Genomic DNA, 16,359 nt, shown 5'->3' with positions numbered 1-16,359 from the left:
TTTGAGCGGCGCAACGACCTGTTGCCGTGCTGTCCGCCCGGGGTCATTGTGGCACGCATCTGCCGAGATGTGTATCGCGTTCATCATGAGCCAGTCTACGCCGCAGCTCTTCGCCCGGATCACTTCATGTGAATTTATTCGTGTCGATCAATCCATTGAGAATTGCCTTGCGTAATCCAAGACAATTCCATTGGATGGAACACTTGATAAAGGGCGGATAATGGACACTGGTATTACGAAGGCCGCAATCGGCGGTAAACGCAGGATCGCGGTCGTCGGTTCGGGAATTTCGGGTCTTTCTTGTGCGTGGCTGCTCTCGAAAAGTGTCGATGTCGTCCTTTACGAAACGGAAAACCGTCCAGGTGGCCATTCCAATACGGTGCTTGCGCCCGGGGCCACTAAGGATATTCCCGTCGATACCGGTTTCATCGTCTACAATGACCGGAACTATCCCAATCTGGTGAAACTGTTCGAGCAGCTCGACGTTCCGACCTTGCCGTCGAACATGTCCTTTGCCGCTTCGCTCGGCGGTGGAGCTTTTGAATATTCCGGCTCCGGCCTGTCCGGGCTGATGGGCCAGAAGTCGAACATCTTCCGCCCACGCTTCTGGCGCATGGTGAAGGACATCCTGCGCTTCTACAAGGAAGCCCCCGGTCTTCTCGATCGCTCGGAACTCGAAGGTGTCTCGCTTGGCGATTATCTTGCCTCCGCCAACTATGCGCCCTCCTTCGTGGAGGATCATCTTCTGCCGATGGGCGCGGCCATCTGGTCGACGACGGCGTCCGAAATGCGGCTCTATCCGCTGCATGCCTTCATTCGCTTCTTCGCCAACCATGGCTTGCTGGTGCTCAAGGATCGCCCGCGCTGGAGGACCGTGAAGGGCGGCAGCCGTGAATATGTCGCCCGCATTCTCGCCGATTTCAGCGGCGAAGTGCGCCTCGGAACCGCGGTGACCGGCGTTCGGCGCGGGATCTCCGGCGTTGAGGTGACCGATGTTCATGGGCATGTGGAAACTTTTGACGAGATTGTCCTCGCCACCCATGCCAACCAGAGCATCGACCTTCTCGAAGATGCAGACAGCGAAGAGCGTGAGATCCTGGAATCCTTCCAGTACACGCCGAACCTCGCCGTGTTGCATTCGGACGAGCGGCTGATGCCGAAGCGCAAGGCCGTGTGGTCGAGCTGGAACTACGTGGCCGAAACACATGCCGATGCGAGCGAAACCCTGTGCGTGACCTACTGGATGAACAAGCTGCAGTCGCTCGATCCGGCAACTCCGCTCTTCGTCACCTTGAACCCATGCCGCCCGATCAATCCGTCCAAGATCATCAAGACCTTCAACTATGAACATCCGCTGTTCGACGTTGCGGCCATTCGCGCGCAGCGCCGGATCTGGGGGCTGCAGGGACGTCGCAAGACCTGGTTCTGCGGCGCCTATTTCGGCAGTGGCTTCCATGAGGATGGTCTGCAAGCCGGCTTGGCCGTCGCGGAGGCACTTGGTGGTGTCCGTCGTCCATGGTCGGTTCCCAACGAGTCTGGCCGCATCGTGATCAGCCGCCAGCTCGAGGCTGCGGAATGACCCTGAATTCCGCAATCTATGCCGGGCATGTGCTGCATGTCCGCAGCCGGCCTAAGAAGCACAGCCTGCGCTACAGCGTCTTCTCGCTGCTGATCGATCTCGACGAAATCGAGGAGCTGAACGGACGCATGCGGCTGTTTGGATATAACCGGGCAGCCCTCTATTCCGTGCATGACGTCGACCACGGCAATGGCCGGCCCGGCGAGCTCCGCAACTGGGTGGAAGAGCGACTTTCGGCGGCGGGTCTGGAAGCCACGGATTGGAAAATCCGCATGCTCTGCTATCCGCGGATTCTCGGCTATGTCTTCAATCCGCTGACCGTTTATTTCTGCTACCGCGCAGATGGCGCCCTCGAAGCCGTGCTTTACGAGGTCTGCAACACCTTCAACGAGCGCCACACCTATGTGATCCCCGTGAAGGCCGATGGTGGTGCGATCCTACGGCACCGTTGCGCCAAGGAAATGTATGTTTCCCCCTTCATGCCGATGAACTGCGAATACAATTTCCGCATCAGCCCGCCTTCGGACGACGTGGCCATCAACATTGGCGAAAATGATCCGGAAGGCCCGCTTTTGTTTGCAACTTTTTCCGGCAGGCGCCGTCCTTTGTCAGACAAAGGCTTGTTGCACATGGTGCTGAAGTATCCTTTGATGACCCTCAAGGTGATGGGGGGCATTCACTGGGAGGCACTGAAGCTCTGGTGGAAGGGAGTTCCGATTTATCGACACAAGCCAGCCGCAGCCAAAATAGCCTCCACGATCGTTGTGCAGAATGGGATGAACAAGTCATGAGTCACGCTGAACAGGAAATGCACCCTGTCGTTAGCTCTCTCACATTCTGGCAGCGGATGATGTGCCGCTGGGCCGACCGCATCGCAGTCGGCCGGCTGACCCTGCAGTTCGAAGGCTATGGCGAACATGTGGCGATTGGTGCGGATGCCGGACCGAATGCCGTGCTGTGTGTGCGCAACGCGAGCCCCGTATTACGCATCCTCACCAGCGGCACACTGGGCTTTGCGCAGTCCTTTATTGATGGTGATCTCGACTCGCCCGACATCGGCGCGGTTCTGGAGTTGGCGCTTGCCAACGAGCCCCAGCTCGGACGTGTGCTTGCTTCTTCGTCCATCTTCAAGACGCTCGCCCGCCTGCGCCACAAGCTGCGTCGCAATTCGAAAAAGGGCAGCCGGCGGAACATCGCCTATCACTATGATCTCGGAAACGCCTTTTACGGTCTCTGGCTCGACCGGACCATGACCTATTCGTCGGCGCTCTACAGCCAGCCTGGGATGACGCTCGCCGATGCACAGGAAGCCAAATACGCCCGCATCGTCGAGGAGTTGAAGATCGGCCCGGATGATCATGTGCTGGAAATCGGCTGTGGCTGGGGCGGGTTTGCCGAACACGCGATCCGTAAGACCGGCTGTCGGGTCACCTGCCTGACCCTGTCCACCGAGCAGGCGAAGTTTGCCCGTGAGCGCTTGGAGAAGGCGGGTTTCGCCGACCGCGTTGACATCCGCCTTGAAGACTATCGCGACTGCCGCGGGCAGTACGACAAGATTGTATCGATCGAGATGTTCGAGGCTGTCGGCGAAGAAAACTGGCCGGTCTATTTCAAGACCGTACAGGAACGCCTCGTCTCGGGCGGCCAGGCGCTGATCCAGACCATCACGATTGATGAAAGCCGCTTCGACTACTATCGCCGCAGTGCCGATTTCATCCAGACCTACATCTTCCCGGGCGGCATGCTCCCGTCCGTGACCGTCTTCGAACGGGATGCTGAGGCTGCAGGACTGGCCGTTGGAGATCGCTTCCGGTTCGGTCGCGACTACGACCGGACGCTGATCGCCTGGGACAGCGCGTTCACCGCCAACTGGCAGAAGATCGAGCCGCTCGGCTTCGATCGCCGCTTCTACCGCATGTGGCGGCTTTATCTGCATTATTGCGCAGTTGGCTTCCGCTTTGGTCGCATCGACGTCGTACAGTTCAGGCTGGACAAGCCAGCCTGAACATATGCCACGTGTGAGGATGTCGACGTTCTACAGCGCCGTGCGCCAAACATGGCGCACAAAGGTTCGCTGTAGCGCTTTATATCTGCTGCATAATTTTCACCTTAAATCGATTCCGATTTAAGGAATTATGCAGTAGCTCACGGCTTGGGCCGGAGCATCTTGCGCGTCAGTGCAAAGCGCAGGCCGTGCGGCAGGGCGTGCAGAAACCGGATTGCAAGCGCCATCTTCCACGGGAAGATGATCTCGAACTTGCCCTTTTCCAGCCCCCTGGCGATGGTGTCTGCGGCTTCTTCCGAAGAAATCAGGAACGGCATCGGAAAATCGTTCTTCTTCGTCAGCGGCGTATCCACGAAGCCCGGGTTGATGATGGTCATCTTGACGCCATGCCGCTCCAGCTCGGGATAGAGCGCCTCGCACATGACGTTGAGTGCTGCCTTGGTCGCTCCATAGGTCGCAGCACCCGGCAGGCCGACATAGCCGGAAACCGAAGCGACGACCGCGATATGGCCGCGGCGGCGGGCTATCATGGCCGGCATGACGGTTTCCAGGCACGACGCCGTCGCCAGCACGTTCAATTCGAACATCTGGCGCGTGCGTTCGCTGTCGAAATCCTCTGCGTAATCGCGCGTGTAGGAACCGGCGGCAAAAACGGCGAGATCGACAGGACCCATCTCGCTCTCGATCCGCTCGAACACCTGCTTCACGGCATCGGGCTGGGTGACGTCGAGCGGATAAACGCCCACCTTGCCGGGATGGCTCGCGGCAATCGTCGCAAGGCCTTCTTCACTGCGCGCACTGACGGCAACACGATACCCGTCACGCACAAGCCGTTCGGCAAGTGCGCGACCGATGCCGGTGCTGGAACCGGTAATCCAGGCGATTTTGGTCATGACATCCTCTTGGTTCTGGTATGACCAATACGCCGCAGGATCTCCTATGGTTCAGACCGACCAGCGCCCCAGCAGCGAAAGCCCCTCTTCCAGGAGCGAGGCAGCACTCGCCTTGTCTGCCGCCTCCACATAGCAGCGCATTTCCGGGGCATTGCCCGATGGACGGAAATGGATGACGCGACCATCGGCCAGCGTCACGCGCAGCCCGTCGATATCGCTGACCGTCGCCACCTCGCCAAGCGGGGCGAGAAATGCGGACAACTGTTCCCGCGAAGCCCTCAGATGCGCCATCAGCAAGGTGCTGCGCTCGCTGGCATAATTCTCCAGACGATCGCTGAGCGCCACGGGCAGACTGAAATCCTCGACCAGCTGCGAGAGCGACAGTCCCCGTTTGGCGGCGGTTCCGAGCACCGCCAGTGCCGGCAGGAAGCTGTCCCGGGTCGGAAGCGCCGTGATCGCTTTCTCGCCGAGGGTGAAATCGGAACCGAGCATCAGGCCGCCATTCGCCTCGAAGCCCAGCACGCTTCTCTCGCCGGCCGCAAGCGCCTCTTCCATCGCGGCAATGACAAAAGGTGAGCCGACACGGGTGCGGCGAACGGCAAAGCCCCCGTCCTGTTCCAGACCGGAATTCGACGTGACAGGCGTGGCGACGACCTTTGCGCCGAGGAACCGCGATACGATCAAGCCGAGCAGGTCACCACGCAGCGGCACGCCGTGTTCGTCGGCCACAAGCGGCCGATCTCCGTCTCCATCGGTCGAGAGCACCGCATCCAGTGCAAGTTCGTCCGTCCATTTGGCGAGTTGCGCCACGGTATCAGCCGAGACGGCTTCCGTATCGACGGGGATGAACTCTTCCGAGCGCCCCAGCGGAAACACGGTCGCGCCACACTGTTCGAAGACGGTGACCAGCATGTCCCGGGCGACGGAACTGTGCTGGTAGACCCCGATTCGCTTGCCCTTCAGGGCGTCGGGCGCAAGGATGCCGAGATTGCGGTCGATGAAGAGCCGGGTGGCATCCGCTTCGCGATCATCGCCGGATCCCGCCTCGACCCTGTTGGCCTCTATATCCTCCTTGAGGTCCTGCGCGATTCGGGTGATCGCGTCTTCATCGGCCTTGTTGATCTCGCCATCGGGCCGGTAGAACTTGATGCCGTTCCGATCCGCAGGAATATGGGAGCCCGTCACCATGATGCCGGCTGCGCCGATCGAGGCACCGTAAAGGGCGAGTGCCGGTGTCGGGATTGTTCCGCAATCGATGGGATGCAGGCCGAGCCGCTTCACGGCAGCCATGATGGTTGCGGAGATGTCCGGGCTGGATGGCCGAAAATCGCGGCCAATGACAATGGGAGCACCTGATGTCAGCGCGCCGCTCTCCAGCATGTGCCGGGCGAATGCGGTTGAGTAAAGCGCCGATACCGAGCCGACCAGATCCGTCGAAAGACCCCTCAGGCCGCTTGTGCCAAACTTCACCGTCATGAATGCCTCCTGAGCGTGTTGCAAGCAGAAGGCCTTATATGGCCCCGCGACCGCATGCAGCAAGCGGAAGTGACCGCCGTGGGCGCCATGGAGGAATAATCAGTGAAGGAGGCCTGAAATGAAAAGAGCCTGGCGCGGGAGGAGGATGCGCCAGGCTCTTAAACTTGATCGGCAATTGGGAGGAGGAGGAGTATTGCCGATCCTACCGAGCGGCACTGGGAGGAGGAGTGCGCCGCTTCGATGGTTTTGTTATACTCACATCGCTTTGGCCTGCCAATCACCGTTGTTGCAACGCAGCAGTGCGTTTGGCGCATAGCTTGCCTCGGGCATGTCGGGTGGTGTCGGCCAGATGAATGCGAATTCCCCCTGATTCCTTTCGAATCGGCGCGGTTTCCGGGAAATGAAAGTGCGTTTGCGCATCTAATATGCAGCCAGGAGGGCTGCCTACGATGACTGCATGCGCCTATCACAAGGCTGTTATCCGTCTCGTGCCTCTGCGAACTGCGCCGGTGAGCGTGCCAGCGAGGGCCCTCAGGATGGTGCCGGCAGGCGCTTTGGGCTATAGCGGCAGGAAGCTTGAGTGGGTTCCGGAGATCTGCATGACGACGATTCGCTATCACGAGGGAGATATCGCAGCGGAAGATGCCGCGCGCTATGTGAATGCAATCGCGATCGACACAGAGACCCTGGGCCTCGTCCCGCGTCGTGATCGCCTCTGCGTCGTCCAGCTGTCTCCCGGTGATGGCACCGCCGACGTCATCCGCATCGCCAGAGGCCAGACGGCTGCGCCCAATCTGACAGCCATGCTTGCCGATCCCGCGCGGCAGAAGATCTTTCATTACGGCAGGTTCGACATCGCCGTACTCTTTCACACCTTCGGCGTGACGACGACGAACATCTTCTGCACCAAGATCGCCTCCCGCCTGAGCCGGACCTATACCGATCGCCATGGGCTGAAGGACAATCTCAAGGAGCTGCTGGAGGTGGATATCTCCAAGGCGCAGCAATCCTCGGACTGGGCGGCCGAGACCTTGAGCCAGGCCCAGCTTGAATATGCCGCATCCGATGTCCTTCACCTGCATGCGCTGCGGGACAAGCTGACCCAGCGTCTGGTGCGGGACGGTCGCATCGAGCATGCCGAGGCCTGCTTCGCCTTCCTGCCCACCCGCTCAAAGCTCGACCTGCTCGGCTGGGAAGAAACCGATATCTTTGCCCATAGCTGATCCTTCGGCGCCTATCTGCGGCGACTGACACCAACGCGGGCGATGACATCTGCGGGGATGGCATAGCGTCGGATCATGTCGGCCTGGTTTCGCAAGCCGCAAAGCTCCCTTTGAACCATCAGGCCGAATACGGCATCTGCCGCCTCGTGAAGCAGATCGTCGAGGTCCGTCTTGCCCTGATCACGTGCGAGCGACAGCCTCAGGAGAGCGTCTTCCGCCTTGCGACCTGCTCGGCCTAGAGCATCCGCTTTCTCGCCGGCAAGCTCCACATCAAGCGGCGTCGGCACCTCACCAGGTTTCGATGACAGCAGGAAAACAGGTGGCCTGACGCTCATGCCTAGATCTTCTCATGGATGAGAATTGGGAGGGCTTCTGCGAAGTTCGCCAAGGTTTCGTTAACCCAGACTTCGCATCATCCCCACATACAAATCGGTGGCAAAAACGGGTCTTTCAAGTCTCCCGTGTGACAAAGGCGTTGATCAGGCGACCATGACGGAAGCATCCAGTATCCTCCTCGACTCGGTATCGCGTAACCCCTCCATCTATGATGTCGATCTGATCGAATCGTCCGCCGACCAAGCCGCAATCGAAGAAGGTCCGCGATATGCACCGGCCAACTGGCTCGATGCCTTCATCGTCGACGAGCGCAGCCGTTCGGACGAGGCCTTCGGCGAGCGCGTGCCGCTACCCTCTGATGAGGCTGGCCTCTATCCGAGTTACATGCGCCTCGTGGATGTATGAGTTAACGAGGCAAACTCGCGGCCGTCGCACGTGCCCGGATTTCCTCTAGGCTCCAATCCACCATCAGCCTGCCATCCTGCCAGACCGGCTGCAGAAGGTTGGTCCTGTTCCCGAGATCCTGCAGCGGTATGGCCACGATGTCGTAGCCATCGGCAATCGCGGCCATTCGGCCGGCCATCGGCGCCTTTTCCTGCGGATTGGAAGGACGCCGGGCGATCGGATGCCATTGTCCGCCATCATCCTGCACGGCGCTCGTGCGCATTGTGAAGGACATGGTGTCCCTGTTGATCTTGTGCAGCAGTCCCGATCCCATGCCGAAGGAAATGTTCTCGGCCGAAAAGCCCATGCCTTCGAGCCTGCCGAGAATCATCTGAATGTCCTGTATCGACACCCCATCTGCCTGAATAACCCGCACATTGCCGTCGAGCACCTTGAATCCCTTGCCGTTGAGCCGGGTGCCGAAGGCGTAGGCGAGCTGCGCGACCACCTGGACGGGCGTGTCGATCGGGTCGCCGCTGTCCGGACGCACGACCAAAACGCCGCCGGCGGCACGCACCTTTGTCTGCAGCCTCTTGCCCCAGATCTCCGAGACGGCATTGTGCAGGTCGAAACTGTCTGAAACGACGGAATAGGCGCCGAAGCTCGCGAAATTGTCGATCATGTTGGAGTAGGCATCGACCTCTCGCCCCTGACCCCATGCGATGATCGTCCCGTGCTCGGCTGCCGGAATCGAATAGGCCGGCATGGAAGCATGGTAGAAGCGGCGTGCCTGAAGGATGGCTGGTAGCGAATCCGAGCTGTTGAAATGCACCAGATGCGCCGCGCCGCCGATGGCGGCCTGCTCTGTGCTTGATGTGCTGCGGCAGCCATAGTCGCTGATCCGGCTCGGCTGCAGTCCCGCAGGGTCGTCGGTTGTCCGGTCGAGAAATGGCTGGATCGCAAGACGCAGCCGCCAGGCCGTGGTGGCGACGGTCGAAGGATACCACACCGCCCGAAGCAGTGCCGTCTCCATATAGGAGGTGAGCCAGGGCACCAGCGGATCGGTATTGACCACCTGCATGGCAGGTACCCCGCGGCGGATGGCCAGGCCTTCCGGCAGGGCCTCGATCTTGAGAGGCAGCACCCCGCCATGGGTCTTGAGAATATGCTCCCAACCCCTGCGGTCAAAAGGCTGGCCATGGGCGCGTGCGACTTCCTCCGCCTCGTCGATGTCCGCACTGGTAATCGGCTTGGACAGATATCGTTTCAGGAACATCTGCAGTCCGAAGAACATCACCTCGGGCCGAAACGAGTGCCCCCGAGTGGTGACGAAGGCGCTGACGGCGCGCGTATTCTGCGGATATTGAAGAAAGACGCCAAGCTTGTAGCTGTCGGTGTTCAGGAGAAGATTGTCTGTCATGCCTGGGCCTGTGATTGCTTGATGAGAATATGGTCCGCCGCGCCTCCATCATGCACACCCATCTATGCGCGAGGCTGGAGTACCCTGCTACTCGATCAATTTAGGGTTTCGTTAACCATAATGCGGGAGGATTGAGGATCGGTGTCAGCCGACGAAGTGACTGCTTTCGCGTCACGCCGTCATGATCCACCGGATGCAAAGAATCCCGAGGCACCAGAACCGGAGAGGTTGCCTATGCTTCCTCCAGTCCCTGCGTCCCCTGCAACCTTTACGGTGACCGAGCCAAAGCTGCGTCCCGATCCCTCGGCAACGCCTCGACCGGTGGCGCTTCCTTCGGCAGCGCAGCCGGCAGCCCTCAGCCAGAATTCGGCGATTGCAGGACAGCTCAATATCATGCTGCTCTCCGGTCCCGAACGCATGTCTCAGAACCTCGCGGCACTCGCGGAGGTTCTGGATAGCGCGCTGAAGATCGAGCGGCGCCCGGACGAAAGCCTGAACGACTATATGGGCCGCCTCATCGAGGGTATCGCAAATCTGCCCCAGGCCGATCGCCTCCGGCTGCAGAAGCTTTTGACCCAATCCTTTGCCGGACTGCAGCTGCGCACGCTGCTGGAGGCCATGGCCAACCCCTCCGGGCCGGAGCGTGCCACGCTCGCACTCTATCTCGAACTCTACCGCCAGACCGACAGGGACGGTGCGATGCGCTCGGTCATCTCGTCTTACCGCGAAGTTGCGGCCGAAGGGCGAGGCAGCGCACCTGGATCGGGCCGTCCCGCCGCCGCCAATGACAGCAGCCGGCCGTCCGCCGATCCTCAACGGACCGCCCAGCCGACGGTCGATCCCGGTCAACCGCAGAGGATGCCTGCAGGCGAAACCCGGGGCAGGGGAGATGTCGCCTTCTCTTCCTCTTCCGCTCCACTGTCGCGTCCTGAGCAAGTCGCGACAGCCTTGTCAGATGCAAAGGGCGTATCTCCACCCTCAATGTCCCGACCGCAGGATCTGGATACCACCAGCGAATTCCCAGAGACATCGCGCAACGGCATCAGCGGCCAGCCCGATCCAAAAGCCGCGACTGCACGGCAGGCAGGCGCAGCACCCGAACTGGGCGGCCGACCCGCCGCCACGCCGGAAGCGATCCAATCGCGTTCAAATGGCAGTGAGCGTCTTGCAAGCGCACCGAATACGCCGCCCGATCAGGCCGACGAACCTGTCCGGGACGGCCTGCGACCATCCGCAGATCGATCCGCCGCTTCGGCCACCCCGGCCATGCCAGCCCAGCCGCAGAGCCGGCCCATCACACCGGCCCCGACAAGCTGGCTCGCCGAATTGTTCGAAACGGATTTTGTCCGCACGCTCTTGCAGCTGAAGACACTGCCTTTCGATCCGCAGGCTGCAGCCAGACCCTCAGTTCCGCCAGGCTCAGAGAAAACCATCGCCGAGCCACCTCTGAAGGATGGCGCAGCTGGCGAGAATTTCCGCAGCGCTGCCGAAGAGGCTGCGCAGACGCCCGAAGCCGCCACCAGGAATCCCGGGGACGAGCGTCCGCTGCCTCTCCCCATCCCCGTGCCCGAGCAGGCTCTGCTCCGCAACCACGTTGTCCGCGAAGGAATGCCTCTGCCTTTCGTGCCCTATCTGATCGCCGATGACGGCGAGATGGAGCGTGTCGAGGAGGAGGAGGACGAGGACAGCCGGGGCAGAGATGAGCGGGACACGGGTCGGGACGCCGAAGAAGAGGCCGGTGATCAAGACGCGCACACGGCCGGCGAAACGGAAGCTTCGGGCCAGGTGACTGTGGCAATCGCTTCGGACGCCGCCGAGACGACCGTCTCCGATAGGCCATTGCTGCCGCCGCCCTCGGATAAAGCCCTGCAGCTCCAGCCGGAGCCCGCCCATGAGCTCTATCTCCGAATGGCCGGGCTCACCTGACAATCACAGCCGCAAAAGAAAAAACCCGCCGGGATCGCTCCCGACGGGTTCTTTGCATTTACTCAACAGCGAGGATTAGTCGTTGTTGCGGTTCTTCAGGGCTGCACCCAGGATGTCGCCGAGCGACGCGCCCGAGTCGGACGAACCGAACTGAGCAACGGCTTCCTTCTCTTCTGCGATCTCGAGAGCCTTGATCGACAGCATGACCTTGCGGTCCTTCTTGGAGAAGTTGGTGACGCGGGCGTCGACAACCTGACCAACCGAGAAACGCTCTGGACGCTGCTCGTCACGGTCACGCGACAGGTCGGCGCGACGGATGAACGAGGTGATGTCTTCATGGTTGACGAGCTTCACTTCGATGCCGCCATCGTTGATGCCGATGACTTCGCACGAAACCACGGCGTTCTTGCGCAGGTCGCCGGACTGGGCAGCTTCGCCGACCGAATCACGGCCGAGCTGCTTGATGCCGAGCGAGATGCGCTCCTTCTCGACGTCAACGTCGAGAACGACGGCCTTGACCACGTCACCCTTGTTGTACTCTTCGATGACCTGCTCGCCCGGACGGTTCCAGTCGAGATCCGACAGGTGAACCATGCCGTCAACGTCGCCTTCGAGGCCGATGAACAGGCCGAATTCGGTCTTGTTCTTGACTTCGCCTTCGACTTCAGTGCCGGCCGGGTGGCTGTAGGCGAATGCCTGCCACGGGTTCTCGAGGGTCTGCTTGAGACCGAGCGAGATACGGCGCTTGGACGGATCGACTTCGAGAACGACGACGTCGACGTCCTGCGTGGTCGAAAGGATCTTGCCGGGATGAACGTTCTTCTTCGTCCAGGACATTTCCGAGATGTGGATGAGGCCTTCGATGCCCGGCTCCAGCTCGACGAATGCGCCGTAGTCGGTGATGTTCGTGACGGTACCGGAGATCTTCTTGCCAACCGGGTACTTGGCAGCAATGCCATCCCACGGATCCGACTCGAGCTGCTTCATGCCGAGCGAGATACGGTGGGTTTCCTGGTTGATACGGATGATCTGAACCTTGACCGACTGGCCGATGGACAAGATTTCCGAAGGATGGTTGACGCGGCGCCATGCCATGTCGGTGACGTGCAGCAGGCCGTCGATGCCGCCGAGGTCAACGAACGCACCGTAATCGGTGATGTTCTTGACGACGCCGTCAACAACCTGGCCTTCTTCGAGGTTCTGAACGATTTCAGAACGCTGCTCGGCGCGGCTTTCTTCGAGAACCGTACGACGCGATACAACGATGTTGCCGCGACGCTTGTCCATCTTGAGGATTTCGAAGGGCTGCGGGTTGTGCATCAGCGGGGTGACGTCGCGGATCGGACGGATGTCCACCTGCGAACGCGGCAGGAAGGCAACGGCGCCGTCGAGGTCAACCGTGAAGCCGCCCTTGACCTGGTTGAAGATGACGCCTTCAACGCGCTCGCCAGCTTCGAACTTGGCTTCGAGCTTGATCCAGCTTTCTTCGCGACGAGCCTTCTCGCGCGACAGAACAGCTTCGCCGAGAGCGTTTTCGATGCGCTCGACATAAACTTCAACTTCGTCGCCGACCTTCAGCGAACCGTCCTTGGCGCGTGCACCGAATTCCTTCAGAGCGATGCGGCCTTCGACCTTCAGGCCGACGTCAACAATGGCGACGTCCTTTTCGATGGCCGTGATGATGCCCTTGGCAACATAGCCTTCGGCCAGATCGGTCTTGGCAAAGGATTCCTCGAGGAGGGCTGCGAAGTCCTCACGCGACGGGGTAGAAACAGACATGAAATCTCCTAGTCGCATCCCACTGGATGCGTGAGCGCCGGGGGTTGGTGTTGATCTTGGCCGGCAACCGATCCGCTCTTCAAAAGAGCAATTCCGGCGCGGGGACTGGATGTCGGCCCTCAGGCACCGGCTTTGCCGGCCCCTGGTCACTTCATTTCGTCAGGGCAGCGTCGACGAGAGCCTTCGCCGCCAAGAATGCGGCCTCTATACTCATTTCGGACGTGTCTAGCAAGTGCGCGTCATCCGCTGGTTTCAATGGGCTGTCGGCCCGTCCCATGTCGCGCTCGTCGCGTTTCTTCACATCCGCAAAGATCGCCTCGAAATCGGCTTGGCCGCCCTTCGACAGGATTTCGTCATAGCGCCGTTTCGCGCGCACCTCGGGAGAGGCGGTGACATAGAGCTTTACGGGCGCCTCGGGGCAAACGACCGTGCCGATATCACGCCCGTCGAGCACCGTGCCGGGCGCACGTTTCGAAAACGCGCGCTGAGCCTCGACGAGTGCCCGGCGAACCGCCGGCATCACGGCGATCTTCGAGGCCGCCTCGCCGATCTCATGGGCAGAGAGAATGTCCCGGTCGAGCCCGGCGAGTTCCACGGCCAGAGCCATCCGCTCTGCAATCGCCTCGTCATCGAGTGGCAGGCCGGCATCGAGAAGCGCCTTCGCGGTCGCCCGATAGGTGAGCCCCGTATCGAGATGGTGGAAGCCAAAAGTCTCCGCGATCCGGCGCGAAAGCGTGCCCTTGCCGGCTGCGGCCGGTCCGTCGATGGCGATGATCATCCGGGCCTCTTCATATCTGTCTGTCTTACCATCGCTGATACAAATCTTGGATGCCCTTGCCAAGCGAAGCATGCGATCCGGCGGTTGCGAAAACACCCGAGCAGATTGCCTTTGACAGGACGGGCGCCAGCGATTAAGGGGACCGACTACAGTTTAGCCGGCCTCGCGCCGGGCGCTAGGCGCATGCCCCTATTCTTCACGACTTCATGAGGCTTTGACAGTGGCGAAGGCAGAACTTGGAACGAAACGGACTTGCCCCGACACCGGCAAGAAATTCTACGACCTGAACAAGGACCCGATTGTGTCGCCCTACACGGGCAAGTCCTGGCCGCTGTCCTATTTTGAGGAAACCTCGGTCGCAGCCATCATGGAAAAGGCTGAAGAAGAGGACGTGGCAGAAGTCGATACCGAAAACACCGATGTCGAGCTTGTCTCGCTCGAAGACGGCGACGACGCGGCCGGCGGCGACGATCTGCCCGATATCGGCGACGATGACGTCGAGATCGATGGCGACGATGACGACACCTTCCTCGAAGCCGACGAAGACGATGACGACGACGACATGACCGGCCTGATCGGCGTTACAGGCGACGACGACGAAGTCTGAGATTTCAAGCATTTCGGGCCCGGGCACAAAAAAATGCCCGGGCTTTCATTTTTCGGCTTGCCATCTCCGATAACCGGAAGTATCAAGCCGCCACCCCGACGGAAGCACTGCGCTCCAAGGGGTTCCCGGAGCCGGAAACATACCGGTACCCTGATGGGGCTATAGCTCAGCTGGGAGAGCGCTTGCATGGCATGCAAGAGGTCAGCGGTTCGATCCCGCTTAGCTCCACCAAAACTTTTTCAGAGAATTTTGTGATCGGGTCGCGCAAGAAGCGCGTTAATCCCTCGTCGGCGCGGATCGGTAGGTAGCTTGCGGCTTAAGCCTACTCACCGCTGAAACAGCTCCACCCGCTCGCCCGTCTCTGTCAAATCGATCTGGAACCAGTCGATGATCTTGCGGATGTCGAGCTTCACCTCGCCGTCACGCAGCTTCAGATGCAGCTTGTCTTCGCTGACTTCAACAGGGGTGCCGATGTAAAGGCGGTCGTTCCCGGAATCATCCACGGTGTCGATGGCAAATCGCATGGGCTTCCTCCCGGAAAATTCAGAATCGAAATGGGTGACAGTGGGACGAGGGTTTAGTAACGCGTCCTTGAGCGAGGCTTTCTTTCCGTAACGGCAGGGAGCTTCCCGAAGGACCTGAGGGCTTGGGCAAGGAGATTGGGCTGTGTTCGTGTTTTCCAAACTGTTCTGGAATGCCGTCCAGCCGCTGTCCCTTGTCTTCCTGTTCGGAAGCGTCTGTCTGGTCCTCATCTGGTTCCGGCGCCTGCGCCTTGCCGCCGCGTCGCTTTCGCTCGCTTTGATCATCCTCTTCCTTACACTCTATACGACGCTCGGCTCGCTCCTGCTGCAGACGCTGGAGGCGCGTTTTCCGCGACCCGATACGGAGCCTGCCGAAGTGTCCTGCATGATCGTGCTCGGCGGCGCCTTCGAGACAGAGGTGACCACCGCGCGCGGCGGGGTCGATCTCAACCAGGCGGCAGACCGTTTCGTCGAAACCCTGCGCCTGGCGATGCGCCATCCGCAGGCAAAGATCCTCGTTTCGGGCGGTGATGGCTCGTTGAGCGGAACTCTTGAGGGTGATGCGGCCGCGTCGGTTCGCTTGTTCGAAGCTTTCGGCATTTCGCGTGATCGCTTGATCACCGAGACGACATCCAGAAACACCGACGAAAACGCCCAGAACAGCCGCGACCTGCTCGCGTCGAACGGATTGGGCCAGTGCCTCCTGATTACCTCGGCCTTTCACATGCCGCGCTCCGTCGGCTTGTTCCGCAAGGCGGGCATCGAGGTAACGCCCTGGCCGGTCGATTACCGGACTGCCGGCAACATTTCATTCGCACTCGACTTCACCCAGCCGACGCTGAACGCGCAGCAGATGTCGACCTCGGTCCGCGAATGGGTCGGACTTGCTGCCTACAGGGCTCTCGGGCGGATTGACGAGTTCTATCCCGGCCCTTGAGGTCGATCACTTCTTCGAGATGGTGAGAAACTTCGTGCCGCGCACACGCACCGTCATCGCGCAGGGCTCCTGGCCCTCTTCGCGCTCGCAATAGCGTGGATGCATCTTCAACACGAAGACCATATTGCCGAAGCGTTTGATGAAGTCATAGGAATACATCTGCGCGGTGGCGATCATGAAATAGCCGCCCTCCTTGACCTGCAGATAGAAATTGAAGGGGCAACCTTCCGCCGTGCAGTCAGGGCCGCGAACGCCGTCACAGACGATCTCGCTGCTGTTGGTCACCGCGTCGATGATTCCGTCGTTGTTGATGTCGATCCGGTCGATGAACCCGCTTCCATACTGCACAACGTCGCAGCGTTTCCCATAATGGTCTTTCTCGTAGATTTCGGGATCAATCAGCAATTCCTGCTGTGCCACCGCAGGCGCGGCAAAAAGACCGGCGGCGACGATGAGGAAGAGGCGGGCGAAGAAAGACACGGTCTGGACTCCGGA

16 protein-coding genes and 1 tRNA gene are annotated in these 16,359 nt (G+C 60.4%); 9 read left to right on the top strand and 8 right to left on the bottom strand.

The genetic code is table 11. The features are described from left to right. Window positions 1–220: 220 nt before the first annotated feature. The 3 genes from AC1PUL_RS17465 to AC1PUL_RS17455 are packed head-to-tail and all read left to right on the top strand — an operon-like array spanning window position 221 to window position 3,584. Window positions 221–1,579 carry an NAD(P)/FAD-dependent oxidoreductase gene (locus tag AC1PUL_RS17465; RefSeq protein ID WP_480465361.1) on the top strand — a complete coding sequence of 453 codons (1,359 nt, stop codon included), beginning with the start codon at window positions 221–223 and terminating at the stop codon, window positions 1,577–1,579. Further along, on the top strand, window positions 1,576–2,370 hold the full coding sequence (locus AC1PUL_RS17460) for a DUF1365 domain-containing protein (protein WP_480465360.1): 795 nt from the start codon (window positions 1,576–1,578) through the stop codon (window positions 2,368–2,370). The genes AC1PUL_RS17465 and AC1PUL_RS17460 overlap by 4 nt, the downstream gene beginning before the upstream one ends. Continuing rightward, window positions 2,367–3,584, top strand: coding sequence for a class I SAM-dependent methyltransferase (locus AC1PUL_RS17455; protein ID WP_480465358.1), 1,218 nt, complete (start codon window positions 2,367–2,369; stop codon window positions 3,582–3,584). Before AC1PUL_RS17460 ends, AC1PUL_RS17455 begins: the two co-directional genes overlap by 4 nt. A gap of 140 nt (window positions 3,585–3,724) precedes the next feature. On the opposite strand, the gene AC1PUL_RS17450 is transcribed toward AC1PUL_RS17455, so the two are convergent. Next, window positions 3,725–4,477: an SDR family NAD(P)-dependent oxidoreductase gene (locus AC1PUL_RS17450; protein WP_480465356.1), complete on the bottom strand. Its 753-nt coding sequence runs from the start codon at window positions 4,475–4,477 to the stop codon at window positions 3,725–3,727. 51 nt (window positions 4,478–4,528) lie between these two features. Continuing rightward, window positions 4,529–5,953, bottom strand: a complete 1,425-nt coding sequence (locus AC1PUL_RS17445; protein WP_480465354.1) for a phosphomannomutase — start codon at window positions 5,951–5,953, stop codon at window positions 4,529–4,531. A 599-nt stretch (window positions 5,954–6,552) separates the two neighbouring features. Here AC1PUL_RS17445 and AC1PUL_RS17440 point away from each other — a divergent pair. Then, on the top strand, window positions 6,553–7,176 hold the full coding sequence (locus AC1PUL_RS17440; RefSeq protein WP_480465352.1) for a ribonuclease D: 624 nt from the start codon (window positions 6,553–6,555) through the stop codon (window positions 7,174–7,176). Between the two features lie 11 nt (window positions 7,177–7,187). Here AC1PUL_RS17440 and AC1PUL_RS17435 read toward each other — a convergent pair whose 3' ends face one another. Beyond that, the gene (locus AC1PUL_RS17435) at window positions 7,188–7,511 is read right to left on the bottom strand and encodes a DUF6665 family protein (RefSeq protein ID WP_298465928.1); all 324 of its coding nucleotides are present in this window, start codon (window positions 7,509–7,511) and stop codon (window positions 7,188–7,190) included. A gap of 154 nt (window positions 7,512–7,665) precedes the next feature. Here AC1PUL_RS17435 and AC1PUL_RS17430 point away from each other — a divergent pair, with 154 nt between their 5' ends. Further along, window positions 7,666–7,917 (top strand): hypothetical protein, encoded by a 252-nt coding sequence (locus AC1PUL_RS17430; RefSeq protein ID WP_298465925.1) that lies wholly within the window; start codon window positions 7,666–7,668, stop codon window positions 7,915–7,917. 1 nt (window position 7,918) lies between these two features. Here the strand turns inward: AC1PUL_RS17430 and AC1PUL_RS17425 are convergent, their stop codons facing one another. Further along, window positions 7,919–9,316, bottom strand: coding sequence for a nicotinate phosphoribosyltransferase (locus tag AC1PUL_RS17425; RefSeq protein ID WP_480465349.1), 1,398 nt, complete (start codon window positions 9,314–9,316; stop codon window positions 7,919–7,921). Between the two features lie 234 nt (window positions 9,317–9,550). Between AC1PUL_RS17425 and AC1PUL_RS17420 the strand changes: the two genes are divergently transcribed. Beyond that, window positions 9,551–11,242 (top strand): hypothetical protein, encoded by a 1,692-nt coding sequence (locus tag AC1PUL_RS17420; protein ID WP_480465348.1) that lies wholly within the window; start codon window positions 9,551–9,553, stop codon window positions 11,240–11,242. 75 nt (window positions 11,243–11,317) lie between these two features. On the opposite strand, the gene rpsA is transcribed toward AC1PUL_RS17420, so the two are convergent. Beyond that, window positions 11,318–13,021, bottom strand: a complete 1,704-nt coding sequence (gene rpsA / locus AC1PUL_RS17415) for a 30S ribosomal protein S1 (protein WP_185811123.1) — start codon at window positions 13,019–13,021, stop codon at window positions 11,318–11,320. A gap of 151 nt (window positions 13,022–13,172) precedes the next feature. Next, window positions 13,173–13,799 carry a (d)CMP kinase gene (gene cmk, locus AC1PUL_RS17410; RefSeq protein WP_480465347.1) on the bottom strand — a complete coding sequence of 209 codons (627 nt, stop codon included), beginning with the start codon at window positions 13,797–13,799 and terminating at the stop codon, window positions 13,173–13,175. Window positions 13,800–14,019: 220 nt separating this feature from the next. Here cmk and AC1PUL_RS17405 point away from each other — a divergent pair, with 220 nt between their 5' ends. After that, entirely contained in the window at window positions 14,020–14,406 is a 387-nt protein-coding gene (locus tag AC1PUL_RS17405) for a TIGR02300 family protein (RefSeq protein ID WP_480465345.1), read from the top strand. 155 nt (window positions 14,407–14,561) lie between these two features. Beyond that, window positions 14,562–14,637: transfer RNA gene (locus AC1PUL_RS17400), tRNA-Ala, on the top strand. A gap of 95 nt (window positions 14,638–14,732) precedes the next feature. On the opposite strand, the gene AC1PUL_RS17395 is transcribed toward AC1PUL_RS17400, so the two are convergent. Continuing rightward, window positions 14,733–14,930, bottom strand: coding sequence for a hypothetical protein (locus AC1PUL_RS17395; protein WP_480465344.1), 198 nt, complete (start codon window positions 14,928–14,930; stop codon window positions 14,733–14,735). Window positions 14,931–15,072: 142 nt separating this feature from the next. On the opposite strand from AC1PUL_RS17395, the gene AC1PUL_RS17390 reads away from it, so the two are divergent. After that, entirely contained in the window at window positions 15,073–15,864 is a 792-nt protein-coding gene (locus AC1PUL_RS17390) for a YdcF family protein (RefSeq protein ID WP_480465343.1), read from the top strand. Window positions 15,865–15,870: 6 nt separating this feature from the next. Here the strand turns inward: AC1PUL_RS17390 and AC1PUL_RS17385 are convergent, their stop codons facing one another. Then, a complete protein-coding gene (locus AC1PUL_RS17385) occupies window positions 15,871–16,344 on the bottom strand; it encodes a hypothetical protein (RefSeq protein WP_480465342.1) in 474 nt (157 codons plus the stop codon). Between the last annotated feature and the right edge of the window lie 15 nt (window positions 16,345–16,359).

This window comes from Rhizobium sp. P43, assembly GCF_056730705.1.
The sequence above is the reverse complement of the archived record's forward strand: the minus strand, read 5'-3'. Positions and strand labels throughout refer to the sequence as shown.